General features: G+C 37.3%; 17 protein-coding genes. 12 read left to right on the top strand and 5 right to left on the bottom strand.

Annotation, left to right across the window (positions count from 1 at the left end; translation table 11 throughout):
* The first annotated feature begins 4 nt into the window (after window positions 1–4).
* Together ACTWQL_RS03720 and ACTWQL_RS03715 are read left to right on the top strand one after the other, a co-directional pair.
* Window positions 5–2,605 (top strand): hypothetical protein, encoded by a 2,601-nt coding sequence (locus tag ACTWQL_RS03720; protein WP_443141068.1) that lies wholly within the window; start codon window positions 5–7, stop codon window positions 2,603–2,605.
* Between the two features lie 298 nt (window positions 2,606–2,903).
* A complete protein-coding gene (locus tag ACTWQL_RS03715) occupies window positions 2,904–7,268 on the top strand; it encodes a S8 family serine peptidase (RefSeq protein WP_443141067.1) in 4,365 nt (1,454 codons plus the stop codon).
* A 52-nt stretch (window positions 7,269–7,320) separates the two neighbouring features.
* Here the strand turns inward: ACTWQL_RS03715 and ACTWQL_RS03710 are convergent, their stop codons facing one another.
* On the bottom strand, window positions 7,321–8,331 hold the full coding sequence (locus ACTWQL_RS03710; protein WP_443141066.1) for an acyltransferase family protein: 1,011 nt from the start codon (window positions 8,329–8,331) through the stop codon (window positions 7,321–7,323).
* 198 nt (window positions 8,332–8,529) lie between these two features.
* Here ACTWQL_RS03710 and ACTWQL_RS03705 point away from each other — a divergent pair, with 198 nt between their 5' ends.
* A complete protein-coding gene (locus ACTWQL_RS03705; protein WP_443141065.1) occupies window positions 8,530–8,958 on the top strand; it encodes a hypothetical protein in 429 nt (142 codons plus the stop codon).
* Between the two features lie 289 nt (window positions 8,959–9,247).
* Here ACTWQL_RS03705 and ACTWQL_RS03700 read toward each other — a convergent pair whose 3' ends face one another.
* Both ACTWQL_RS03700 and ACTWQL_RS03695 read right to left on the bottom strand, forming a co-directional pair.
* The gene (locus ACTWQL_RS03700; protein WP_443141064.1) at window positions 9,248–11,461 is read right to left on the bottom strand and encodes a S8 family peptidase; all 2,214 of its coding nucleotides are present in this window, start codon (window positions 11,459–11,461) and stop codon (window positions 9,248–9,250) included.
* 122 nt (window positions 11,462–11,583) lie between these two features.
* The gene (locus ACTWQL_RS03695; protein ID WP_443141063.1) at window positions 11,584–12,087 is read right to left on the bottom strand and encodes a hypothetical protein; all 504 of its coding nucleotides are present in this window, start codon (window positions 12,085–12,087) and stop codon (window positions 11,584–11,586) included.
* 180 nt (window positions 12,088–12,267) lie between these two features.
* On the opposite strand from ACTWQL_RS03695, the gene ACTWQL_RS03690 reads away from it, so the two are divergent.
* The 3 genes from ACTWQL_RS03690 (at window position 12,268) to ACTWQL_RS03680 (ending at window position 15,454) form a co-directional block, all read left to right on the top strand.
* Complete coding sequence (locus ACTWQL_RS03690; protein WP_443141062.1) at window positions 12,268–12,612, top strand: hypothetical protein; 345 nt, start codon at window positions 12,268–12,270, stop codon at window positions 12,610–12,612.
* 46 nt (window positions 12,613–12,658) lie between these two features.
* Window positions 12,659–14,125: a transglycosylase SLT domain-containing protein gene (locus ACTWQL_RS03685; protein ID WP_443141061.1), complete on the top strand. Its 1,467-nt coding sequence runs from the start codon at window positions 12,659–12,661 to the stop codon at window positions 14,123–14,125.
* 195 nt (window positions 14,126–14,320) lie between these two features.
* Complete coding sequence (locus tag ACTWQL_RS03680) at window positions 14,321–15,454, top strand: NlpC/P60 family protein (protein ID WP_443141060.1); 1,134 nt, start codon at window positions 14,321–14,323, stop codon at window positions 15,452–15,454.
* A 30-nt stretch (window positions 15,455–15,484) separates the two neighbouring features.
* Here ACTWQL_RS03680 and ACTWQL_RS03675 read toward each other — a convergent pair whose 3' ends face one another.
* Entirely contained in the window at window positions 15,485–16,384 is a 900-nt protein-coding gene (locus ACTWQL_RS03675; RefSeq protein WP_443141059.1) for an accessory Sec system S-layer assembly protein, read from the bottom strand.
* On the bottom strand, window positions 16,374–18,809 hold the full coding sequence (secA2, locus tag ACTWQL_RS03670; protein WP_443141058.1) for an accessory Sec system translocase SecA2: 2,436 nt from the start codon (window positions 18,807–18,809) through the stop codon (window positions 16,374–16,376). Before secA2 ends, ACTWQL_RS03675 begins: the two co-directional genes overlap by 11 nt.
* 169 nt (window positions 18,810–18,978) lie before the next feature.
* Here secA2 and ACTWQL_RS03665 point away from each other — a divergent pair, with 169 nt between their 5' ends.
* From ACTWQL_RS03665 to ACTWQL_RS03640, 6 genes are all read left to right on the top strand, one after another.
* Entirely contained in the window at window positions 18,979–20,037 is a 1,059-nt protein-coding gene (locus ACTWQL_RS03665) for a glycosyltransferase family 4 protein (RefSeq protein ID WP_443141057.1), read from the top strand.
* Between the two features lie 103 nt (window positions 20,038–20,140).
* Entirely contained in the window at window positions 20,141–21,256 is a 1,116-nt protein-coding gene (locus ACTWQL_RS03660; protein WP_443141056.1) for a DegT/DnrJ/EryC1/StrS family aminotransferase, read from the top strand.
* Window positions 21,257–21,325: 69 nt separating this feature from the next.
* Window positions 21,326–22,075: a hypothetical protein gene (locus tag ACTWQL_RS03655; RefSeq protein WP_443141055.1), complete on the top strand. Its 750-nt coding sequence runs from the start codon at window positions 21,326–21,328 to the stop codon at window positions 22,073–22,075.
* Window positions 22,068–23,078, top strand: a complete 1,011-nt coding sequence (locus tag ACTWQL_RS03650) for a Gfo/Idh/MocA family protein (RefSeq protein ID WP_443141054.1) — start codon at window positions 22,068–22,070, stop codon at window positions 23,076–23,078. The genes ACTWQL_RS03655 and ACTWQL_RS03650 overlap by 8 nt, the downstream gene beginning before the upstream one ends.
* An 18-nt stretch (window positions 23,079–23,096) precedes the next feature.
* Window positions 23,097–24,410 (top strand): nucleotide sugar dehydrogenase, encoded by a 1,314-nt coding sequence (locus tag ACTWQL_RS03645; RefSeq protein ID WP_443141053.1) that lies wholly within the window; start codon window positions 23,097–23,099, stop codon window positions 24,408–24,410.
* A gap of 21 nt (window positions 24,411–24,431) precedes the next feature.
* Window positions 24,432–25,163, top strand: coding sequence for an acyltransferase (locus ACTWQL_RS03640; protein ID WP_443141052.1), 732 nt, complete (start codon window positions 24,432–24,434; stop codon window positions 25,161–25,163).
* The last annotated feature ends 1 nt before the right edge of the window (window position 25,164 follow it).

Genomic DNA, 25,164 nt, shown 5'->3' with positions numbered 1-25,164 from the left:
TTCAATGAAAAGAATCGTTTCAATGAGTTTCGTTTTTGTATTGGTTTTGTCTTTATTTTCAGTTGTACCCGAAAGGAATGCAACTGCAACTGAGCATAAGAATCCATTTGTAAATCTCGGTCCTCAAATCAAGTACACGAATACCTATACAGGGGAAGCAGGGATTGATCAAAATGGAACACCGTTGATGTACACAGTAGTTCAAGGTGACCCGGCAAAATTGATTGTAGTTGATTTAAGAAATAACACCGTAAGCGACAGTAAATCATTAGAGGGAGCAACAGGCGCATGGGCAATTGAAAAAGGTAAGGATCACACTGTTTGGATCGGTACGACACCAAATGAGCACCTGTTTCAATACAATCCAAATACGAAACAGTTGACCAAAATTGGAAAAGCAACAACCAGCAGCAATACGGTTGTTTGGGATTTGGAATACATAAAATCAAGTAAAACGTTGTTTGGTGGAACTTCATATGGAGGAGACGTCTTCCAATACAATAAAGATGGATTTACTAATTTATCCTCTGCATTGGCAGGCAAGAAATACGCGAGGAGTCTCACATATTATGAAAAAAAGAATAGACTTTTTGTTGGTTTAGGTTCTTCTGCTGCTTTGATTTCTTGGGACCTTTCAACAGGTTTGAAATTAGATATATTGCCACAACAATATCGAAACGAATCCTCAGTATATGACCTTAATGAAGCAGGGGGTATCCTTTTTGTTAAACTTGTTCCAAGTCATAAAGTGGTGATGCTGGATGCAAATACATATGCTTATTTAGGCTCTTTTGATGCAAACTCACGCGGGGTATCAGATGAAGTTCCAGGTAAAGATGAAGTCTATTATTCTAACAATGGTCAGTTATATCGTTTTGATCTTAGAAAGCGTTCCTCAACCCCAGTCGAATCAAATTTGTATGGTTCAAGTGCGGTTTCATTTGACTTTATCGAACTTAATTCAGAGAAATATCCTGGAATAACTTTAGTTGGATTGGCAGGAAATGGCGGACGTTATTATAAATATAACTTGGCCAATGGTAATTTTGAAATGGACATTCTTCCGCTTCCTCCGCAGCCTGTGGAAATTCACAGTATCGGAAATGGAGTGAATGGAGAAATATATAGTTCAGGTTTTATATCAGGTGACTTAGGTATTTATAAACCTTTAACGGGTGACACAACACAATATGCAGATATCGGTCAAATAGAAGGAATGGCACAGTTAAACGGAAAAATGTTTTTTGGGACTTATCCTGGTGCTAATATATATAGTTATAATCCTTCAGATACATGGAAAAAGAACTCGAATCCTAAGCAGATAATGAGTTTGAAAAATGATGGCCAAGACCGACCAGTTGCCCTGCTTGGGATAGAAGAGGTCGGCAAATTGTTCATAGGTACATTTCCATCACGTGGAGAACGCGGTGGCGTATTAGCAGCGATTGATCCTGAAACCAATCAACAAGTAGTTAGAAGGAATATCATTAATGACCAAAGCATCATCTCATTAGCATACAGAAAGCAAGATGGGAATGTATTTGCGGGTACATCGGTTTACAATGGAAACGGCAAGATCGACGAGCATGCCAAGTTATTTACTGTTCCAGTTGACAAACCTGATGCACATCCTAAAGTAATTGATTTACCAATAGGGCATCCATTGTTGATTTCGGCACTCACGGTCACCCCAGATGGCAAGCTATTTGGAATGGCAGACGGAAAGCTATTCATATATAAAAATGAAGGGGAAGCGATTCGTGTAATTCCCATTATTGGGCATGAAACAACAGGAACAGCGCGTAACGCCAAACTCTTAGTAGCATCTGATGGTAACGTATACGGCACCGTAGAAGGTAAGTTATTCAGAGTGGATACTCAGACTTATAAATTGACGATGCTTAAAAATGAGGGAGCCTATGGATTGACACAAGATCAACATGGGAATTTATATTTTAAAAACGGGACAGATTTATGGAAAGCCAGCTTAAAAGACTTGGTAGATTATAAGGCTCCAGAAGTTCTTGATTTGTCGATCCCGCATATCGAACTTCCTACTGGTCATACATTGCCTATTGCAAGATTACATGTAAGAAAGCCTGTTGAACTATTGAAAGAAGAAAATGGCGTTTATAATCCTGTTAAAACATTAAAGGCCAATGAATTTTATCGCGTATATGGCACCAGTGGAAATTATTATCATGTCGGTGGAGGCTACTATGTTTATAATGCAGCAGGAAAAGTCGCTGTTTATATAGGTAGAGCAGAAATTAAAAGGCCCATCCCACTTTATGCTCCCGATGGATCTGTGCATCGAATGTTAAACCCGGGTGAAGCCATCAGGGTGTATGATTTTGATGATGAGAAGTATGAAGTAGGAGGCGGCTACTATATCCTGAAAAGTAGAGATTCTTCTTATTTTGTAGGGCTAGTAAAAATAGTAGGTGAAACTTACTTACATCATGAGGATGGGAGAACAAATGTCAAAACACTAGATATTGGAGAACGATACCGAGTCTATAAAATCGATAAAGATAAAATCTATGTGGGGGGAGGTTATTATATCATCTGGAATAAGAAAAACATGAGTTATTCCAAAAACTAAAATTAGTAGAAGCGGAAAGACACTCTTATTTTTGAGAGTGTCTTTTTAAATTGAAAAAATGTTCGACAATATTCATGGCTTAGATTAGTGAGGAAACAAGCGTATACTGGTGAATTACGACATAATTAGTCAAAAATTACTATTCTACTTAACTACTACTTTCGTATTATTTTATTGACTGATTACATAAAAAAACATAAAATGATAATATGTGGAATTATTTGAAAATTAAGAAAGGTGGGTAGGGGATTCTGTCAGATTTATGTACTTAAAACATCTTTGAAAGGGGAAAAACATTTTGAGAATTAAAAAGAGTTTAGTAGTTTTTCTTGCAATACTCATGCTCTTCTCAAATGCAGCGTTAGCAGGTGCTGCAGGTAACCTGAAGCAACTACATGAGAAAAATGACCCGGTTAATCATAAGTTAGCGAAAAAGTTCAATCCAGAAACAGGTGAAGATTACAAGGCAACTGATAAAGTCCGTGTAATCGTCGAACTTGAAAAAGACGCTGGAATACAAATTGCTCAAAAGAAAAACACAAAGTATAGCGATCTATCATCATCTGAGAAGAAATCAATACATAAAACCTCGCTAGAAGCACAAAAGAAAGTAAAGAATTTGATTGCTGATAAATCCATTCCAATGGAATACAACGAAAGTTTTACAACTGTCATGAATGGATTCAGTGGAGTCGTGAACTATAAATCGGTCAAAGTGATTGAAGGGTTATCTGAGGTTAAAGAAGTTTACATCGTTAATAAATACGAACGCCCTGAAACTGAACCGACCAATGCAGAACCAGATATGATCTACAGTAAAGACATGGTCAATGCTCCTGAAGCCTGGGAGGAATTCCAGTATAAAGGTGAAGGAATGGTAGTTGCTGTAATTGATACTGGTATCGATCCAACGCATAGGGACATGGTTTTGACGGATTCTACTACAGGGAAACTTACTGAGGAAGATGTTGATGCTGCAATTGATGGAGATTTGGATGGGAAATATTTCACACCAAAGGTTCCATTTGGCTATAACTATGCAGATCACAACTATGAAGTCAGAGACTTAGGACCGGAAGCTTCCATGCATGGTATGCACGTATCAGGTACTGTGGGAGCGAATGGTGATGAAGAGAATGGCGGTATTAAAGGGGTAGCTCCAGAAGCTCAAATTCTTGGGATGAAGGTCTTTGGAAATGACCCATTAATGCCTTATACATTCGGAGATATCTATATTAAAGCGATTGACGATGCAATTGCTCTAGGTGCAGATGCAATTAACATGAGTCTTGGTTCAACTGCAGCATTCGTGGACTCTGAAGACCCAGAACAACAAGCCGTTGCACGTGCTGTAAATAATGGCGTAGTCATGGCGATTTCCGCTGGGAACTCTGCTAACTTCGGTAATGGATTCGGTAACCCGCTTCCTTCAAACCCGGACATCGGAGTAGTTGGAGCACCTGGTCTTTCATACGAATCATTACAAGTAGCATCAATGGAAAATCAATATTTAGACTTGGATGCTTTCTCGTATTCAGTTGATGGAGAAGAAGCTGGCGCTACTACGTTCCTCTCTGCTAGCTCCGTACATCCGGATGATCTAGAAGTGAAAACGTATGATGTAGTCTATGCAGGTCTTGGTCGTATGCCTGGTGATGAAGGAAGTTCAGAACCAGAAACAAATGACTTTGAAGGACTTGACCTGGATGGAAAAATTGCTTTAATCCAACGTGGTGAAACTCCATTTGTCACTAAAGCATTGAATGCTCAAAATGCTGGAGCAGCTGGAGTGATCATTTTCAACCACTCTTCTGGATATGTGAGCATGGCGACTTCATCTGACATTACAATTCCTCAACTATTCATCCTTAAGGATGCTGGGGAAGCTCTAAAAGAAGAGATTGAAGCTGGTAAAGATGTATCATTGACTTTCACTGGTGAAAAAATGACTGCATTGAACCCTGATGCTGGTAAGCTTTCATCGTTTACTTCTTGGGGTCTAACACCTAACTTGGATTTCAAACCAGAGATTTCTGCTCCTGGTGGAAATATCTTGTCCACTTTCAACGACAACCAATACGGATTGATGAGTGGGACTTCAATGGCAGCACCACATGTAGCAGGTGGTTCAGCATTGATGTTACAGCGTGTAGATGCAGACTTTGGTGTAACTGGTCCTGAACGTGTTAATCTTGCAAAAAATATTTTGATGAATACAGCAAGTGTTCAAGCTGATAAAGGTCTATATAACAGTGCATATCCAACTGATAACTATTTTTCACCTCGTCGTGGTGGAGCTGGATTGATGGATCTTGAAGCTGCTTTAAAAACACCAGTTATTGTTACTCATGAAGGTGAAGCTAAAGTTTCTTTGAAAGAAATCGGCGAGGAAACAACATTCACCTTAAAAGCTGAAAACGTATCCGATGAAAGAGTTACCTATGAACTTCTTGGTAACGTCCAAACCGATTTGGTACTTGGGGGAGAGAACCTTCTTGAAGCACAAGGTATTTATGAAGAAGGGACTGTAAACGCGGATGCACCTTGGAAAGGTGAATATCCAATTGATTTTACATCAGATGATCTTGTAATTGTTGATGGGAAAAAGTATGTATCCATTCCTGCTAACTCTTCAGTCGAATTTGATGTGACTGTTGACTTATCAAATGCAGTCGATTGGGCATACAATGCTCCATTAGATGAAATCTTTGAAAATGGGTACTTTGTAGAAGGTTTCGTTCAATTGAAGGATGCGAATGATTTGCTTCCTGAGCTTAGTATTCCATATGTTGGATTCAAGGGTGATTGGGACCAAGCACCTATCCTTGATGGTATGAAACATGAAGAATCTTCTTTCTATGGTGAAGCTGGAATGGCATCTGCTCTAGATGGAGATTATGAATATCTTGGAGAAAACCCAGCAGATGGACTAGTACATGACGGTAAAATTGCAATCTCTCCGAATGGTGATGGAGTACGCGATGATATCGTACCGTACCTTACCTTCTTAAGAAATGCAAAAGAAGTAAAATATTCAATTCTCAATGAGGATGAGGAATCATTACGTACATTAGCAACTGAAAACAATGTACGTAAGCATTATTATGATGGCAGTGAAGATTTGGGATCATTAAAAGATTCTGCTGTCTGGGATGGAAAAGTTAAACGGGAAACGGTGGAAGATGGAGTATATTACTACGAAATCCAATCCGTTATTGACTATGGAGATGCTGAATGGCAATCTGTAAAAGTTCCTGTTTATGTAGACACTCAAGCTCCTGAGATTACAGCTACTCTTGATGCTGGATCGAAAAAGCTTTCATGGAACGCTACAGATGAAGGTGTAGGAATCTCTCACTTTGATGTTGTAGTAAACAATCAATCTGTACTTGAAACACCTCTTGCAGCAGATGTTGCAGAATATACACTAACAGACATTCCAGCTGATGCATCTGTTAAAGTCGTAGCATATGATTATGCTGGAAACACTGAAACGGACGCTGTAGTAGGAGAAGATAACAAAGTACCTTCAATTTTCGTCCCAACACCGGAAGCGTTGGTACACTTGAACACGAATACTGTACCTGTTGAAGGTTATGTAGAAGATGCTTCTGGTATGGAAGAATTATTAGTTAACGGAAAGACAGTACCTCTAACGTATAAAGATGGCGATTATCACTTCAAGACAACTGTTGAGTTTGAAAACGATGGTGTCCATCATATCGATATTGAAGGTACTGATGATGCCGGCAACGAGATCGGATTCAGAAGAACCGTTATGACTGACACCACTGTGCCTACTCTTGAAGTAGATGCACCAGAGTCAGTCGATGAAAGTACGGATAAGACTAACTTGAATGTAAAAGTTGGAGATAACTACTCTCATGCAGTCTTGAAATTAGATGGCAGTGAGATCTATAAGAAAGACATTGGCGAATCTCTGAAGATGGAAGCATTTACCCATGAATTAGAAGCTAAGGTAATGCTAGACGAAGGTGACAATGTTTTTGAACTAGAATTAATCGACGTGGCAGGAAATAAGACTGTGAAAGAAGTAAACATCTTCCGTGGTGAAGTTGAAGAAGAGTTGACTATTCCAAATGTTGAACTTCCAACAAACCACAATGAACCGATCGCTCGTTTGCATGTAAGACAAGATGTACCATTATTGAAACTGAACGAAGACGGTTCATTCACTGAGTACAAAATGCTTAAGCGTGGAGAGTTTTATAGAACTTACGGCGTGATGGGTCAATATTACAACGTAGGTGGAGATTACTATGTAAAACACGAAGAAGGTAAGATGAGTGTTTACATTGGCCGTATCTCTATTAATAAGGATACGAAGCTGTATGCTCCAGATGGCACAGTCCACAGAACATTGAAGAAGGGTGAACAGATCCGCGTTTACTCTTACAATAAAGACCAATTCAATGTAGGTGGCGGTTATTATGTGGCTAACAACGCAGATGTTACCTACTATGTTGGGCATGCTAAGATTACACAGGATACTTACCTGTACACTCCTCATGGCACTGTATACAAGAAGCTTCTAGCAGATGAAAGCTACAGAGTATATGGAATTGATGGATATAAGATTGATCTTGGTGGCGGTTATTACGTTATCAACAACAAAGCACATGTAAATTATAGCAAAAACTAAATAATTAATAGGAAACCCCTCTGAGCGTTTCAGAGGGGCTTTTTATTATAGGTCATACATTGGTTCTATAAAGCAAATTGATGTATTTTTTAGGGAAGTAGCGGTGAAGCTGGCCTAAGCAAAAAATCTTCAATAGTGTAATATTTTGGGCCAGAGTATGGAATATCGCAGGAAAAATGATTGAGCTGATGATCACACTCCACAATGGGAGACCTGTGTATTTAGGCAGTATAATCAAAAATACTAAATGTAAATACATGATTGTAAGCGAAGCTGTTCCTAAAGTATTTAATATAATAAAGGAAACTTTATATTGTGAAAGAAATTTTGAAATGGTGATTAAAATAATAATGCAGCTTAAAGGTAATATAAGATCTAAACCAAAATGATTATAAAGCTGCGATTTCATATCCAATCGATAATACATCGAATTATTTAAATGAGCCAATAGAGCCCCCCCAATAACGATTAGCGAAAAGAAAGTCAAATGTAGACTATATGTATTTATTGTTTGTTTGAATCTTTTATATATATGTCCTAACGCATAAAAAACGATCGCATAAAGCACTACATCTACATTCCACATAACTGTCAAGTCCTTGAGGTATAGTGAATATTCATATGAAAGGAGATAGCACATTCCAATAATTCCTAACCATACTTTCCAGCTTTTTATTTTTTGGAAAATCAGATGATATGCAATGCTCAAGGCAAATAAACAGGTTACAAACCAGAAAACTCCATAATAACCTGAAAGGACTTCTCCTCCGTATAACAGGTTTAGACCATCCTTCATAAACCCTTCAAATGTGGGCACACCTTCATCCAAATATCTGATGCCAGTGATGATTAAAAAGAAAGTTAAATAAGGAATCAAAAGTACTGAGAATTTTTTAATAATGAATTGATCATTCGGTTTATATAAAAATCCACTTAAGAAGAAAAATAAAGGCATATGAAACCAATATAGGAATAAGGAAATTTCCATTACACTGTGCCCCAATACAACAGAAAGAATTCCAATTCCTTTTGCTGTATCAATCCAATTGATCCTATTCGACACGATCTCACCTCCAAAGAATAACATTCATACATCTTCGGAAAACATGGTTTACATAAGACCCTGTCAATTTGCTCAAGTATCGTTAATTTTTCATATGATGAAAACTAGGTATAATGTATCAGAAGTTATTCTATCAAATAGTCGATGTATTTTATTGGTTGGTTTGTTACAATTATTTTACATAGAGGGGGTATACATATGAAAAAGTTGTTGATGGTTTTTATGTCTTTACTATTAGTAATAGGAGTTGCTGGTTGTCAGTCTGATTCAGACGAAAATACAGCCGATGAACCTGGAACTTCAGATGAAGGTCAAACAGAAAAAGACACTGACGAAAAAAGTGAAGATGAAAAAAGCCAAGACACAAATAGTAATGATGAAAGTGCAGATGAGGATTCAAGTAAGGATGAAAAAGCCGAAGAAGATATGATCACTGTCATAGGTTCATACAATGGGCAAGCAGACTCTCATACAATAGAGGTGGAGACCACTGATGGACCTCAAGCCTTCCAAATCACTGAGGAAGTAGCTGCAGAAATCCAAGATTATAAAGTTGGCGATAAAATAGTATTCAAATATAAGGAAATCAATGGTCAAAAAGTTATCATGAGTTTAGATAAAAAATAAAGAGGCTGGGACAAAACTATAACTGCCAACAGAAAAGACGAACAATAAAATATATGGATAAAATGAAAGACGAAAAGCGTAGGCAACATCCGTAGACTCCTGCGGGAACAGCACGAGTCGAAGACCCCGCAAGAAAGCGGTCTGTGCTTTCTGAGGAGGCTGAGGCCGTGCCCGCGGAAAGCGAAGGATGTTGACGAAGCGGAACCCTTCATATATTGCTCAATAAAGAAAACCCGGACAAATTGTTCGGGTTTTCTATTGAACAAAGTTCATTTGTCCCAGCCTCTTTTTAGTTTTTCATAAAACTGTTTTTATTACGATCGTCTAAAATGTAGTATCCTCCGCCTAGGTTTATTTCTTTACCTTCTATTCCATAAACCCAATATCTGTTTCCAGCTGGCAGTCTCTCGTATATTTGACCATTCGGATTATAAATGTAATTATCTTGCTTCAAAGTCACATATCCGATTGTGTAAAAGACTCTGGAATTGTTCTTTATATAATAACCTCCACCCACATTGAAGCGATTATTATCATAAGAGTAAACCCGGATTGCTTCCCCTTTACGTATGGTTCTTGCAAAACTGCCATCTGGAGCGTAGAGCGGAGTGTCTTGTTCAACGTTTGCTCTGCCAATATATACAGCCATTTTCCCAGCTTCATGTTTTACGAAATATGGTCCCCCAACATTATAGTAATTTCCTTCCACTCCATACGTCCGGTAAAATTCATTTCGTTTTAGCTCTTTATAAAACGTGAAGGATCCGTCATTTTCTTTTTTCATTAAATTGACACCAGATCTTCTTATATGAAGACGTGCCACTGGGTGTCGATGATTAGATGGTAAATCAACATTTGGAATCGTCAAAACAGGTGTATCTATTTTGACTGTTTTGACTTTAATTATATATTCATCTGTAGCCCAATGGTTATATAAATCATATAAGCCTATCTTATAAACACCGGGCTCTACATTAAAAACCAGGTGCTCATCTTCTCCATTTGATGCTTGGTTTATCCTTTTAATCTCCGTGTATCCATAAGTTTGTTCTGTAAGGATAATCCCTTCGATATCTAGATCATAAGGAACATTCGTAATGTCGATTGTAACTTCTGATCGGTTTGTTACGTTTAATTCATACCAATCAGTATCATCTGGCATGTCTATACGATTCGTGTAAGCCTCACCAGAATTAAGCGAAATTGCTTCGGAGCTTCGATTAGGTACATCCTTTGTCAAATCCGGTATATTGATCAAGGAATTATATCCATCTACCCGACCGTATCCATACATCGGAGTCCAATAGACCCCTTCATACCATCGCTGTGCTCCATTTTCTAGTGCCCATTCAATTTCAGCAGGTCCCCAATGTGGATATTTCGTTTTTACGAGAGCAGCAATCCCGCTTACAATTGGAGCAGAAAATGAAGTTCCATCAGCTGCACTATAAGTACCTGTCAGATTTGTAGTTATAATACCCTCTCCAGGTGCTGATAGATCTATGAAATCACCAAAGTTTGAAAAAGAAGATGAAGTATCACCATCATTAGTAGATGCCACGCTGATAACAAATGGATAGGATGCCGGATACATCAAATGATAGGTCCCATCATTTCCAGCTGACGCCACGAGCGTTATATCATTTAAATACGCTTCTACTAAAGCTGATTTTTGGGGAACACTATCTAATTCACTTCCAAAACTCATGTTGATTATATCTGCACCTTGGTCTATCGCATAATAGATCCCTTCGATGACAGCGCTATCTGTGATTCGGCCATCTTCATTAGAAACTTTCACAGGCAGGATTTTTGTATTAAAAGCTAAACCAGTGATTCCGATAGAATTCGAGTTAGCTGCAATGACTCCAGCTACGGCAGTACCATGACCTTTGTTATCACTAGGATTATTATCGTTGGTCCCAAAATCATAACCTGGTAAAACTTTACCTGCTAAATCCGGATGGTTATTATTAACTCCTGAATCCAGTACAGCTACTACAATATCTTCTGAACCTGTTGTCACATCCCAAGCGGCAGGCATGTTGATATGTTCTAAATACCATTGATCATCATAATACGGATCAGTAGGTTGATAGTTCAATTCTTTTAAAAAATCGGGCTCTACGAATTTGACTTCTTTGAACGATTTTAATTTTTTCAGAGTTTGTTTATAATCCATAGTTGCTGGTACTCTGAAAATACGGTATCCCTTATTTTTTAGTCGATTTGAAATAGGTACATCTTCAAGCCCTGGGTGTTGGATTTCTTTTGTTGGATCAATCAAGTTTACAATGATTTGTCGTTCATTTACCTCATTTAAATCAAAAGTCTGTTCAGTGTTGAATGTTTTTATGTTCTTGCTTTTCCCTTTTATTTCCCATAGTTTAAAAGAATCTAGCTTGTCATTGCTTTCTCCTGAATTTTTGGCGAATGCACTAAGTGGTAGTGAGAGACAGAACACTAGAAGAAATAATAATACTTTTTTATGAACATTACTCATAAAAAAACCCCCTTATTAACTAATTGTGGAACTTATAGTTAATATCGGAAGTGCATAAGGGGTTATATAGTCTTATTCTAAATTACTTAGATAATAGGGACTTTAGGATTGCGTTTGACGGATCAAAGGATATTATCCTTGGTTTCTTTCATCCTTTTTTGTTCGGGAAGGATAATCACTTCGTTTGAGTTGTTTGTAGTATGCAGTAAAAGAGAGTATAAAAGATCATTTTCCTCTTTGGTATACACCATTTGAAACGTGTATACCTTCCAGAGATCTTTATCTATATCACCGAGGGTTTGTATAAACCTGGTGGCGAGTTCTTTTGCCTTCGATTCACTATAGCTTTCAGGAGCTACTTGTATATAAAGTGAAATGATCTGTTCATCTGAAAGTATTGATGTGGTTGCTGTTATTGAATCTAGTTCTGTTTCTTTTAGGATCGACTTCAGTTCAAGTTGGTATTGGTCGGTTTCTGTAGAAGTTACTGTGTTTTGATTTTGGTCTTCATTTGAAGCTGACTTCGGTTTATTATAATTATCATTTGAATCATAAAGATTTGAACATCCAGTAGTGGTTATTAAAAGGCTACTAATAAATAATTTGGTAATGATGTGGTGTTTCATTTTTATCCCACCTTAATCGATTACTCTATTATATACCCAAATATACCCAACAGTACACTGTATTACCAGAAATGAATAGTATTTTTTGTAAATTCAGATAATAATACCAAGGGATTAGATAAAAACCTACATTTTTTGCTATAATATGATAGTTAATAGATATAGGGAGGTAGAAACATTATGTCTAAAGTTATCAACAAAGATGAAAAACTATTGAGCGAACTCAAGGAGAATCCTCCGAAAATCATTGGGAAGTACAAGAAAAAAGGTTGGGCTATAAATTTAATAAAAAAGGTCGAACTATCCGATACCAAAGATGAAAAACTTGTAAAAGGGTTGTTACAAGCGAATGATGATACATATTACCCTGCTGTTCTAGGTTTGAGTGGATCTGAAGTAGTCGGCATCTATTTTGTTTCTGAAGAAAAAGAATATTTTCAGCTCATACCACAACAAATAGCACTGGAATTCCTTGGTAATGATCTGTTACCATTTAAGTATTGGACCTTAGAAGAGGTCGAATAAGAGTTTAGAAGACTTAAAGTCTTCTAGAGGGGGAAGGGGACTTTCAGTGAAAAAGATTGTTGCAGTTTTTCTTTTGTTTGTAGGAGTATTGATGGTTGTACCAAAGCAGGGGGGAGCCGAAGATTCTCAGGAGTTAAATTTTCAAGAAAAGAAAGCTCTTATTGCGGAGATAGCGGTTGCAGAGGGTATCCCACCAGAAATATTGATAGCAATGGCAGACGAGGAATCGGATTTTACACAATTTGATGAAACTGGTAATCCTTATATTTCCGATGATGGCGGAATTGGAATTATGCAGATTACATTGACCGATGAAGATTTAGCAAAATATGGTTATACACAAGAGGAAATCAGTTGGAATATCGAGGATAATATTCACGCAGGCGCTTTACATTTAAAAAGCAGATGGAACAACCAAGACTTGCCACAAATAAACAACATGGATCCTGAAATTCTCGAAAACTGGTATTTTGCACTTATGGCTTACAATGGACTCTCAAGAGTCAATGATCCTACAGAAAATCCTAATGCCTATCAAGAAAAAATATATAGGGTTTTAAGGGACAACTTCTTATTGTCTATAGAAGAATTTCCTCCTATCGAACTTCGATATGAAGAAGGATCAGATATTATTTATTTTCCGCCAGGAGTAGATTACGAATGGGATATGGCAAATACGTATTCTCGACAAATTTTGCTAGAAACAGGGCAGACGGTATACACATATAATGACGATTTAGACTTTTCATATATTAGAGACGGAGTTGATGGAAATCGACTTAATAAAACATTGCCTCATAATACACGATTAGAAATATTGGAAGGTCCTTTCGCAATCAATGATTCCTTTAAACATTATGTGTATTATCATGTGACTGATGGTAATCAAACCTTTTATATTTCTTCTTCAAATCTAGTACAAGAACCGGCAGCTTTTTTACCGAATGTCGATCAAAGTATCTTACCAGATCCGAAGGAACCTATCGCTAGATTACATATCAAAAGAGAAGGGGTTCAATTCCTTAAGAAAGAAGAATTTGGGGAATATGTTCCTGTAGATGAAAGAGAGAAGGATGAGTTTTTAAGAGTATATTATACTGAGGGATCATATTTCAATGTAGGTGGCGAGTATTACATCAAGCAGGACTTGAATAAAGTAGTTCCGTATATTGGTCGTATCCTTATCGAGAGTGAAACCAAGATGTATGCACCAGATGGCAGTGAATATAAATCTTTTGGAAAAGGTCATGCTCTCCGGGTGTACTCATTTGATGAAAATAACTATCATGTCGGTGGAGGATACTATATAAAGAATACGAGTAATGTAAAGTTTTATAAAGGTTATGTCACTTTATTAAAAGACACTCCTTTATATAGCCCTGATGGTAATGTCTTTGAAGAAAGGGAACAGGGTATCGCCTATCGTGTTTATGATATAGAAGGAGATAAAATCCTGGTTGGTGGAGGATTTTACTTCAAAAATAATGATTTAGTAGAGTATAACATTCATTAATTCTATCCAAGCTGCCTTTCGGGCGGCTTTTTGTTTTGTAATATACTAATCTTAACGTAATATAAATGTAACATAAACTCGGATTTTGTAACTTTACGTTAATAGTAAAAGGTAATATTTTTCATTATAATTAAATTATGTCGAAAGTAGGAATTCTTATAAAAAAGGGTAAAGATTTCATTTAGGGGGATTAGGGTGAAAAAGAAAGCTACATACATAATGTTGTCTTTAGCTGTTTCCGCAGGGGCTATGTTCGGAGGAGGAAATCAGGCTGAGGCTTCGTCTCCGAGTGCAATAATCAGTGATGCAAAAAATTACATAGGTGTACCTTACGTTTATGGGGGTATTTCTCCAAGTGGATTTGACTGTTCAGGTTTCTTGAATTATGTGTTTGAAAAAAATGGTGTAGATTTGCCAAGGACAACAGCTGACATATATAGAGTGGGTACATCTGTTAGTAAAGGTTCACTGGAACTTGGTGATCTTGTCTTCTTTGAAACATATAAACCAGGGGCTTCACACGCTGGGATTTATGTTGGTTCAGATCAATTTATCCATGCATCATCTTCAAAAGGTATCACGATTAGTTCTTTATCTTTATCATATTGGGACACAAGATACTTAGGGGCAAAAAGAGTGCTTGATTCGAACAAGGCATTGGAACTTGTCAATCAGGCCGTATCACTTTCGAATGATTTGCGCCCGTATTATTCTTGGAATGTTTCTGATCAGAGTGATTTAGTTGTATCGGACGCTTTTATGAGTAAATACAACGAGACTGGATCAGCAATTAAAAATGCGGAAGCGGAGTTAGGATCATCCAACGCTGATCTTCAGGATGATTTACAATATGCTAAAGATATGAAACTGAATGCAGCACGATTTATTGATGGAGTAAAAGTTGGTAAAGATTTGGATCAAGCTAAGACTACTTTAAAATCATATATTGATTCACAGATATTGAACGATCAGGTTGTTGAAGCTTACCATAAACTATCCTATGAAATCAGACGTTCTGAAAGAGCGATGAGCCGAGTTTATGGAAGCAAGTATCGTGATTTGTTCATGGAACGATATGTTACATCTGCAAAAATTACAAAAGAAACAATTATTTATGAAGTGTCACGATATGAGCTGATGGAAGAAATCGAAGTCCATCTTCAAAAAGGTGAAACCCAAATTGCACAAGATAAGATTGCCATGCTGGAGCGTTTAGAAAAGAGATCGATTGAAATTAAAAAAGCTGGTAATGAACTACACCCTGGAAAGTACCCTACATTGAATGACATAGAATATTCTTTAAATAAGATGAAAGACGAAATATTATAAAAGAACTGCCGACAGAAGTCGGCAGTTCTTTTAGTTAGAATAGGCTTTCCATCTGGTCAAGTCGATCTCGTTCTCTTTAACTAATTCTGGAGGGAATATGAATGACCATGGCTTACTAGTATTAGCTCGAATTTGAAAATCTTCTAGCTCAAAGAGGCCTTTTGCAATTATTTTATTATGGGCATCTTCTATGGTTAGTGGCAGTTTTTCTAATTTTATATTTTTATCGCTGCCATTTCTGATTAAAATCATGACATGTAATGAGTCATCATTTTTTTGTTCTGCTTGGATCCCCATCAGATTCACTTCATTCTTCTTAAGTGGAGGGAGCTTCCCGACTAATTCATTGATTTCATTTTTTTGACCTGCATTTAAGTTTTGTTTCCAACTATCGGCTAGCTCAAGGCGATGTGATGATTGCTGTTTCTGTTTGATTTCAAAAGCAAGTTTAAAATCTTGTACTGGAAGTCTGGCTCCATCTTTTAAATCATCTTTACTGAATAAGAATCTCCAAGGTCTGCAATGTAATGAGTCTAATTCGCCGAAATGATGCATTTCAAAGGTTCTTTTAGCAACGACTTGTTCTTCACTATTCAACAACAATAAGGTTAATGCATCAAATCGTATCGCATTTGATAATGTATTTCTTATAAATGCTGTAGCAACAAACGAATCTTCAGCCTCTGTAAGTTTAATTCCATTAACAGAAATTTGATTTCGTTCCATTCCATTCAATTGATTGTGGTGAAATTGGAATACATACTTTTCATTTTGTTCAACGTTCCATTCAGGGTGGTATGACAAAGTGGTCTGGATCATATTGTTTTCTGCAACCAAGCTCTCGGTTTCCCCATCTACATCAATAGAAGGTTTTTCTGCATCATACTGGGCATTAGTTTCATTGCTTACTTTTTTACTTTTAAAAAACATTTACTTCCTCTCTTTCTTTCTTGTGCGCTGAATCATTTATTTTCTTTTTGATTAATGGATAGAAGTGTGAACAGAAGTTACCATAGAACTGAACAAGAAGTTCTTGGAAAAGATGATACCCTTCACGTTCAAAAGATAAATAAGGATCTTCCTGGCCATAACTACGAAGGTGGATTCCTTCCTTTAAATCGGTTAAATCGTTTAAATGCTGAATGTAGAGGGAATCCAATACTTTAACAAATAAATATCGAGTCTCCAAGGCGATTTCATTATTCATAGCTGCAGAAACTTCGTCTAAGAATGGTATAAAGGTCTTTTTAAGCTTACCATTTAATTCCTCTTTATCTTCTACTATGAAAAAGGAATCTTCAACTTCAGGAAATCGCATAGCAAGTTCTTGTTGCATTGATTGGGTACCCCATTCTTCAGGGATAGATTCTTCCGTACAATATTCATTGACCAAACAGTCAAAATACTTTTGATAAGCAACCTCAATCAATGACAGTATGTCTTCCTCAGTCAAGTATTTTTGACGCATTTTGTAAACAATACTTCTATGCTGATCTGCGACGTTATCAAGTTTAAGAAGGTGTTCTCTTGCTGAATAATGAAATCCTTCTACAGTCTGTTGGACTTTATCCATAAACTTTTGCGGATCAGGTTTTACTATTTGTCCTTCGGGAGAAGTAACATATTTTTCTTTGAATTTTTCGAGTGATTCATCATCATAATTCGTTACGATTTCATCCTCAATAGAGACGACGAATTGTGAAGTTCCAGGATCGCCCTGACGTCCCGCACGGCCTCTCAACTGTAAATCGATTCGTTTGCTATCATGTCTTTCAGTTCCGATGATGTATAAGCCGCCAAGTTCAGCTACCCCTTCACCGAGCATTATATCTGTCCCGCGACCAGCCATATTGGTAGCAATCGTAATTTGATTCAACTGACCGGCAAGAGATATAAGTTTGGCTTCTTCTTCTTCTGTTTTCGCATTCAGGAGCTGGTGCGGTATATTCATACCTAGTAATAATTCAGAGATCTTTTCTGATTGCTGGATCGATGTAGTACCGACTAAAATTGGTCTGCCAGTTTTATGAATTTCTTGTACAATTTCAGCAATCTTGTTTCGTTTGTTCTGATCGTTATCAAAAACAAGATCATCGTGATCGACACGAGCTTTCTGTTTATTTGTTGGAATTTCAATAACTTCCAAATTGTATGTAGAAAGAAATTCGTCTTTAGATGGTTTAGCAGTACCTGTCATGCCCGATAGCTTTTTGTACATTCTAAAATAATTTTGAATGGTTATTGAAGCTTGTGTATCATTTTTGGGATTTATTTGAACGTTTTCTTTCGCTTCAATTGCTTGATGGAGTCCATCACTATATGTTCTGCCTTCCATGATTCTTCCGGTGAAGGCATCTACCAGCATGATTTCACCGTTCCGTACAATATAGTCGACATCTTTCTTCAATATGAAATGTGCATGTAGAGCTTTATTAATAGATTGAAGTAAAGGTTGATGCTCAATATCATATAAATTATCTATTCCGAAGATTTTTTCTACCATTGTTGCTCCTTCGGATTTAAGTAGGGTTTGTTTTGAGTCACGAATCAATTCAAAGTGAAGATTCTCTTTAAATGAACCGATGATTTGTGAGATGATGGTATACAGGTCTGCTGAAATATCTGTTTTATTAGCTATGATTAATGGTGTTCTTGCTTCATCAATCAATATACTGTCTACTTCATCAACAATCGCAAAATGAAGCGGACGTTGAACTTGTTCCTCAACCTTGAACACCATATTGTCTCTTAGATGATCAAATCCAAATTCATTTCCGGTTCCATATGTAATATCAGCATTATACGCAATTTGTTTTTCCTGCGTAGACATTCCTGATACGTTCAATCCAACTGTAAGACCAAGGAATTTATGTATGTTACCGATTGTTTCAAAATCTCGTTTTGCAAGATATTCATTCGAAGTGATTACATGAACACCTTTACCTTCGAGCGCATTCAGATAACTTGGTAAGGAGGCGACAAGGGTTTTACCTTCTCCTGTCTGCATTTCGGAAATTTTGCCTTCATATAATGCAAGACCGCCAAGGAGCTGTACATCATAATGCCTTAGACCCAAAACTCTTTTGGAAGCTTCACGTACCAGTGCAAATGCATGTATCTTAAGATCATCGGTTGTACTTCCTGTATTCAATTTTTCTTTGAACTGAACTGTTTTTTCTTTTAACTGGTCATCAGTAAGTTTTTCAAAGTCATTTTCCAGTTTGTTTATATGATTAATTATTTTAAGATATTTTTTCAGTGAAGGATTTCCCTTGAAGATGCTTTTTACTATATGCATTAATACTCTCTCCTGTATAATAAATTCTAACCGAATTATAACATAGAAACCCAACATTGAGAGAGATTGACAAGGAAACTTTTACATATTTCGCATTGTGAAAAAAAGGGAAAAGTAACTAAATAAAAGAATTATGTAAAAGTTAGGTTTAGAAATTGTAAACAACCCATTGAATTAACCCTTTCTAACGAATAGTTATGTTACGACCAAATGAGGAGAGAATAATATGAATTTTCATTTCATCCTATCATTTCTAATACCATGTTTGACCGTTTTAATATTGACTCCCTATGTGAAAAAATTCGCAATTAGAATCCATGCTGTCGACCATCCTGATCAGAGGAAAGTCCATGGTAAAGTCATGGCTCGGTTAGGAGGGCTGGCAATATTCATTGGGGTGGTTGTTGGATATTTTACAAGCGGATTATATACAGAAGAGGTCACAGGTATCACTTTAGCTGGAATTGTAATCATTCTTACAGGGTTGTTTGATGATTTGTATACATTATCTCCAAAAATAAAGCTTGGAGGTCAAATCCTTGCTGCTTTATTAGTCATATCCAGCGGACTGACAATTGATATACTCAATTTGCCTTTTATCGGGATGTTCGAAGTTGGCATTTGGGCATATCCACTTACACTTATTTGGATTATAGGGATCACTAATTCAATCAACTTGATTGATGGATTGGATGGATTAGCTGCAGGCATCTCCTCGATTGTAATCGGGACGATTGCTGTAATGGCTTTTCTGAATGGAAATGTCCTTATATTAACGATCGCTTTAGTGATTTTAGGAAGTGTGATTGGATTCCTTGTATATAATTTTCATCCTGCAAAGATTTTCATGGGTGATACGGGATCATTATTTCTGGGTTACATGATTTCGGTGCTTTCAATACTGGGATTATACAAAAGCGTAACGTTGTTCTCTTTTGTAGTACCCATCATATTATTAGGAGTGCCAATTTTCGATACAATTTTTGCGATCATTAGACGTATTGCGAATAAAAAACCGATCACCGCACCTGATAAGGGGCATTTGCACCATCGGTTGATAACTCTTGGTATATCTCACCGGAATACTGTTTTGATCATATATGGATTCAGTATTATTTTCAGCACAGCAGCAATCCTGTTTTCTAGTGCAACTTTATGGGTAGCTATTGTCATAACAATTGTCCTTTTATTTGCAACACAGGTGTTGGCTGAAACCATTGGCCTTGTTAATGATCGATACAAACCGTTTTTGAACTTTTATCGAAAAGTAACTGGAAAAGAATAAATAAAAAAGAAGCAATAAGAACAGACAATATGTTATAATTTGTCGGTGTACCACACAATTTAAGGAAATATAATAACCGACTCTACGGAGGGAAATAAATTAAATGAAAGTACCTATGCTTGATCTTTCCAGACAGTATGAATCATTAAAAGATGAAATGTTATCTACACTTGATGAAGTGATGACATCAACAAGGTTTATATTGGGAGATAACGTTAAACAACTAGAGAAAAGTGTTGCTGATTACAGTAATGTGCAATACGGTATTGGTGTCGCTAATGGTAGTGACGCCTTACATATCGCTTTACAGGCTTGTGGCGTGACAACGGGTGATGAGGTCATTACGACTCCATTTACGTTTTTTGCGACTGCAGGTGCAATAGCAAGAACTGGGGCTACGCCCGTCTTTGTTGATATCGACCCTGTAACATTCAATATCGACCCTTCAAAGATAGAAGCTGCGATCACTGACAAGACGAAAGCGATTATGCCAGTTCATTTATATGGTCAGTGTGCAGATATGGATCCGATTATCGAAATTGCTGAAAAACACAACATCTATATCGTCGAAGATGCGGCTCAATCCATAGGTTCTTCTTATAAAGGACGTACAAGCGGCCAACTAGGAGATGCTGCTTGCTATAGTTTCTTCCCGACTAAAAACCTCGGGGCATATGGAGACGCTGGTATGATTGTTACAGATAACGAAGAATTAGCTGAACGGATGAGTGTCATTCGTGTACATGGCAGCAAACCTAAATATCATCACCATATTCTCGGATATAATAGCCGTTTGGATGAAATGCAAGCTGCTATCTTGAATGTAAAGTTCCCTCATTTAAATGAATGGAGTGAACAGAGAAGGGACAATGCTGAAAATTATACGAAGCTTCTAAAGGAGTTGTTACCTGAAGAAGTCACAGTTCCAGTTGAAGAAGAAAACCGTTATCATGTATTCCATCAATATACAATACGTGTAAGTAAACGTGATGAACTTCAAGGATTCTTGAAGGAAAATGGCGTAGCGACAATGATTTATTATCCATTGCCACTTCATGTCCAACCGGTTTTCAAGGAATTAGGTTATAAGGAGGGAGACTTCCCAGAGGCTGAAAAAGCTGCTAAGGAAGCACTTTCATTACCGATGTTTCCTGAATTGACAACTGAACAACAAACCTATGTTGTAGAAATGATGGCAAAATTTTATAAAAAAGTTTGACGTCTTCCCTCATTTCTGAGGGATTTCTTTTATGTATAAAGATAGCTTAGTAAATTGGAGGCTGTATTAGTGAGCGCAAAACGTGAATTTGTATTATATGAAAACTTGGTTTTCTTTTGGAAAAAGAAAAAATATTTTTTGATTGTACCATTGATTCTTTCGTTGATTGCAATAGGTTTATCTATGTTCCAGGATCGCCCATATGAAGCAAAAACGTTATTTTATGTTGGAGGGCTTACTGAAGACCGCTTAACTGACAATGATCTCATTTTAAAGATATATGAGGAAAAGTTACCCGAAGAGTACAGAGATGATTTCAAGGTCATCATACCAAGTGATGGTCGGGTCAAATTCCAGGTAACTTCCTCTGACAAAAACGTTGCGGAAAAACAATTGGAAAAAGTTTCAAATCAATATTGGGATGATTTGGAATCTGCGTATAATAAACGCAAGGAGCTCACTCAAGAAGGTAAAACGGTTTTTAAAACCCAGAGTGAGAAAACGGAAGAACGAATTGATTTTTATACTGAAAAACTGAAAAATGAAAACTTATCAATAGTAGAAATCGACAATTACAAAGAGATTTTATTGGAATTAGAGACGAATTTACCGTTTTTTATAGAAAATATGAGAAAACAAGAAACCAACCTTCACTTTTTTGAAGAACCGATGGAGATCGAAACAGTCATTAAACAAGAGGAATCCAATCTGATTCCTAATCTCTTAATAGCAATCTTTGGCGGTCTATTTTTGACTGTATTAGGTTTGGTTTTTTGGAAATACATTATTGATGCTCGGAGGGGAACACAGCGTGATTAATTTTGCACTTGTTGGAGTCGGACACATTGCTAAGAAACATAAAGATGCAATTGAAAAAACTGATGGAGCAGCGCTGGTTGCAGTATGTGATACAAACCCAGAACGCTTAGAAGAATATAAAGATTATCAAACATACACCGATTTGGATGAAATGTTAAAAGTAAATGATGAGATAGATGTTGTAAATATTTGTGTTCCATCAGGTTTACATTATCCGTTGACAAAAATTGTCGCAGAGCACAAACGTCATATCATTGTAGAAAAACCAATGGCGTTGACATTAGAAGAAACGGAAAAAATGCAACAAGTTGCTGAAGAAAATGGGGTGAAGTTGGCTGTTGTCCATCCTAACCGTTTCCGGCCGGCAGTTCAAAAGCTAAGAAAAGCGATTGATGATGGATTGTTCGGTAAGATCAGCCATGCCAATGCCACAGTAAGATGGAATCGTAACCAGGCTTATTATGACCAAGCCCCCTGGCGTGGTACTGAAAAATATGACGGAGGAGTACTCATGAACCAGGCGATCCATGATTTAGATCTGATGCTCTGGTTGATGGGACCTGTCGAATCCGTACAAGGGATGGCAGCTACAAGGTTGCGTAACATCGAGACAGAAGATGTCGCTACTGCAGTTGTCCGATTCAAAAGTGGTGCTCTTGGTGTGATCGAGGCTGCAACCACGATTTATCCAACCAACCTTGAAGAATCATTATCCATTTTTGGTGAGAAAGCAACTGCTAAAATTGGAGGAAAAACAGCTAACTATATCCAAACTTGGAATATTGAAGGAATTACACAGGAAGAAGTGTTGGCTTTACAGAAAGAAATTGAAAAAAATCCGTTTGGAAAACCAGGGCATCAATGGATTATTGAGGATATGGTCAAAGCTATTGAAGAAGACCGTGAACCTATCGTGTCGGCAAAAGACGGGATTGCTCCAATTCAATTGATTTTAGCGATACTTGAATCAAGCAAGACAGGTAAGGCAGTTAAAATAAATTAAGTAAAAGGAGTTTTACTCATGAGTTTAGTCGAACGTTTATTAAATAAAATTGAATCTAAAGAAGCGGTTATCGGTGTTGTAGGACTAGGTTATGTCGGTTTACCGCTTGCAGTAGAAAAAGCAAAGGCTGGTTTCAAAGTAATCGGATTCGATGTGCAAGAATCAAGAGTCCAACAGGTGAATGATGGGATCAACTATATCGGTGACGTAGTAAATGAAGATTTGAATGAAATGGTCAGTAATGGACTACTTCAAGCAACTACTGACTATTCTAAAATCAAAGAGGTTGACGCAGTAGCGATATGTGTCCCAACACCATTAGATATTTACCAACAACCAGATACTTCATATGTACAAAGTTCTGCAAATGATATCGCAAAGTATGCGCACGAAGGGATGCTGGTAGTACTTGAATCGACAACATATCCAGGAACTACTGAAGAAATTGTACGCCCAGCATTGGAGAAGAGCGGTTTAGTTTGTGGGGAATCAGTCTTTATCGGCTACTCACCAGAACGAGTCGATCCAGGGAACAAACAATTCAAAACGAAAAATACACCAAAAGTAGTCGGTGGAATCACTGAAAACTGTACGAAAGTTGCAGCTGCCTTGTATCGAAATGTCCTGGAAGGAGATGTACATGAGGTATCAAGTCCAGCAGTAGCGGAAATGGAAAAAATCTTTGAGAATACATTCCGACATATTAATATTGCGCTTGCAAATGAAATGGCCATCCTATGTGAAAGAATGGGTATTGATGTGTGGGAAGTGATTGATGCTGCCAAAACCAAACCATATGGATTCATGGCTTTTTACCCTGGTCCTGGTTTAGGAGGGCATTGTATTCCGATCGATCCATTCTATTTGACTTGGAAAGCAAGAGAATTCAACTATCATACTAAATTAATTGAATTAGCTGGTGAAATCAACAATTCAATGCCAGAGTTTGTTGTTGATCGTTCGATGAGAATTCTGAATGAAGATGGAAAATCATTAAGAGGGGCAAAAGTCGCTGTCCTTGGAGTGGCCTATAAAAAAGACATTAATGATTATCGGGAATCACCAGTCTTACCAATATTGACAGAATTATATGATGCAGGTGCAGATGTGCAAGTAATCGATCCATATGTTCCACATTTCAAATTGAATGGTGAAGTGGTGGAAACTGTAACGCTGAGCGAAGAAATTCTCGAAAATTCAGACCTTGTATTATTGACTACTGATCATTCGGACTTTGATTATAATATGATTGCCCAAAAGAGCCCGGTCATTTTCGATACGCGTAATGCAATGAAAGACGTCGAAAAACCGAACAAATATAGAAAACTTTAATGGTAAGGAGAGTTTAATCTTATGAATCATATTGATCCATCGGTCCAGCTTGATGATTCAGTTCAAATAGGTCACTTTACTGTTATCGAAGATGGTGCACAAATCGGTAAGAACGTCAAAATTGGAAACCGTGTGACCATCCATTCTGGAACCGTTATCGGTGATGAAACAACAATTGATGATGGAGCAGTATTGGGGAAGGGACCAAAACCAGGTAAGACAAGTACTGTAAAGCTTGATAAGACCATCCCTCCGCTTCTTATCGGGAGTGGGGTTACTATCGGTGCGAATTGTGTGATTTATCGAGGAGCAACAATAGGAAATGATACATTGATTGCAGACTTAGCAAGTGTACGTGAAAATGTGAAAATTGCAGACTTTGTCATTGTAGGTCGTGGAGTTACTGTAGAAAATCATGTAACAATCGGGACCCGTACTAAAATTCAATCTAATTCCTATATCACAGCCTACACTGATTTAGAAGATCATGTCTTTATTGCGCCTTGTGTCACAACTACTAATGATAATTACATGGGCAGGACTGAAGAACGGTTTGATAAAATCAAAGGTGCAACGGTCAAACGTGGTGCTCGGGTAGGCGGTGCGAGTATCATACTACCGGGAATTACAATCGAAGAGGAAACCTTTGTGGCTGCTGGTGCCCTGGTGACTAAAAATACAGAACCGAAGACTGTGGTGAAAGGTATTCCCGCGAAATTTACGAAAAAGGTAGACGAGAGAGAGCTGTTATAAG

Origin of the sequence: Pseudalkalibacillus sp. R45, assembly GCF_052246725.1 — a bacterium.
Taxonomy (GTDB): domain Bacteria; phylum Bacillota; class Bacilli; order Bacillales; family Fictibacillaceae; genus Pseudalkalibacillus.
The sequence above is the reverse complement of the archived record's forward strand: the minus strand, read 5'-3'. Positions and strand labels throughout refer to the sequence as shown.

Excerpts from the sequence above, each read along its gene's own strand:
- ACTWQL_RS03720 (WP_443141068.1), top strand. The coding sequence starts at position 5 with ATGAAAAGAATCGTTTCAATGAGTTTCGTTTTTGTATTGGTTTTGTCT.
- ACTWQL_RS03705 (WP_443141065.1), top strand. The coding sequence starts at position 8,530 with ATGAAAAAGTTGTTGATGGTTTTTATGTCTTTACTATTAGTAATAGGA.
- ACTWQL_RS03700 (WP_443141064.1), bottom strand. The coding sequence starts at position 11,461 with ATGAGTAATGTTCATAAAAAAGTATTATTATTTCTTCTAGTGTTCTGT.
- ACTWQL_RS03695 (WP_443141063.1), bottom strand. The coding sequence starts at position 12,087 with ATGAAACACCACATCATTACCAAATTATTTATTAGTAGCCTTTTAATA.
- ACTWQL_RS03690 (WP_443141062.1), top strand. The coding sequence starts at position 12,268 with ATGTCTAAAGTTATCAACAAAGATGAAAAACTATTGAGCGAACTCAAG.
- ACTWQL_RS03675 (WP_443141059.1), bottom strand. The coding sequence starts at position 16,384 with ATGTTTTTTAAAAGTAAAAAAGTAAGCAATGAAACTAATGCCCAGTAT.
- secA2 (WP_443141058.1), bottom strand. The coding sequence starts at position 18,809 with ATGTTGGGTTTCTATGTTATAATTCGGTTAGAATTTATTATACAGGAG.
- ACTWQL_RS03665 (WP_443141057.1), top strand. The coding sequence starts at position 18,979 with ATGAATTTTCATTTCATCCTATCATTTCTAATACCATGTTTGACCGTT.
- ACTWQL_RS03660 (WP_443141056.1), top strand. The coding sequence starts at position 20,141 with ATGAAAGTACCTATGCTTGATCTTTCCAGACAGTATGAATCATTAAAA.
- ACTWQL_RS03645 (WP_443141053.1), top strand. The coding sequence starts at position 23,097 with ATGAGTTTAGTCGAACGTTTATTAAATAAAATTGAATCTAAAGAAGCG.
- ACTWQL_RS03640 (WP_443141052.1), top strand. The coding sequence starts at position 24,432 with ATGAATCATATTGATCCATCGGTCCAGCTTGATGATTCAGTTCAAATA.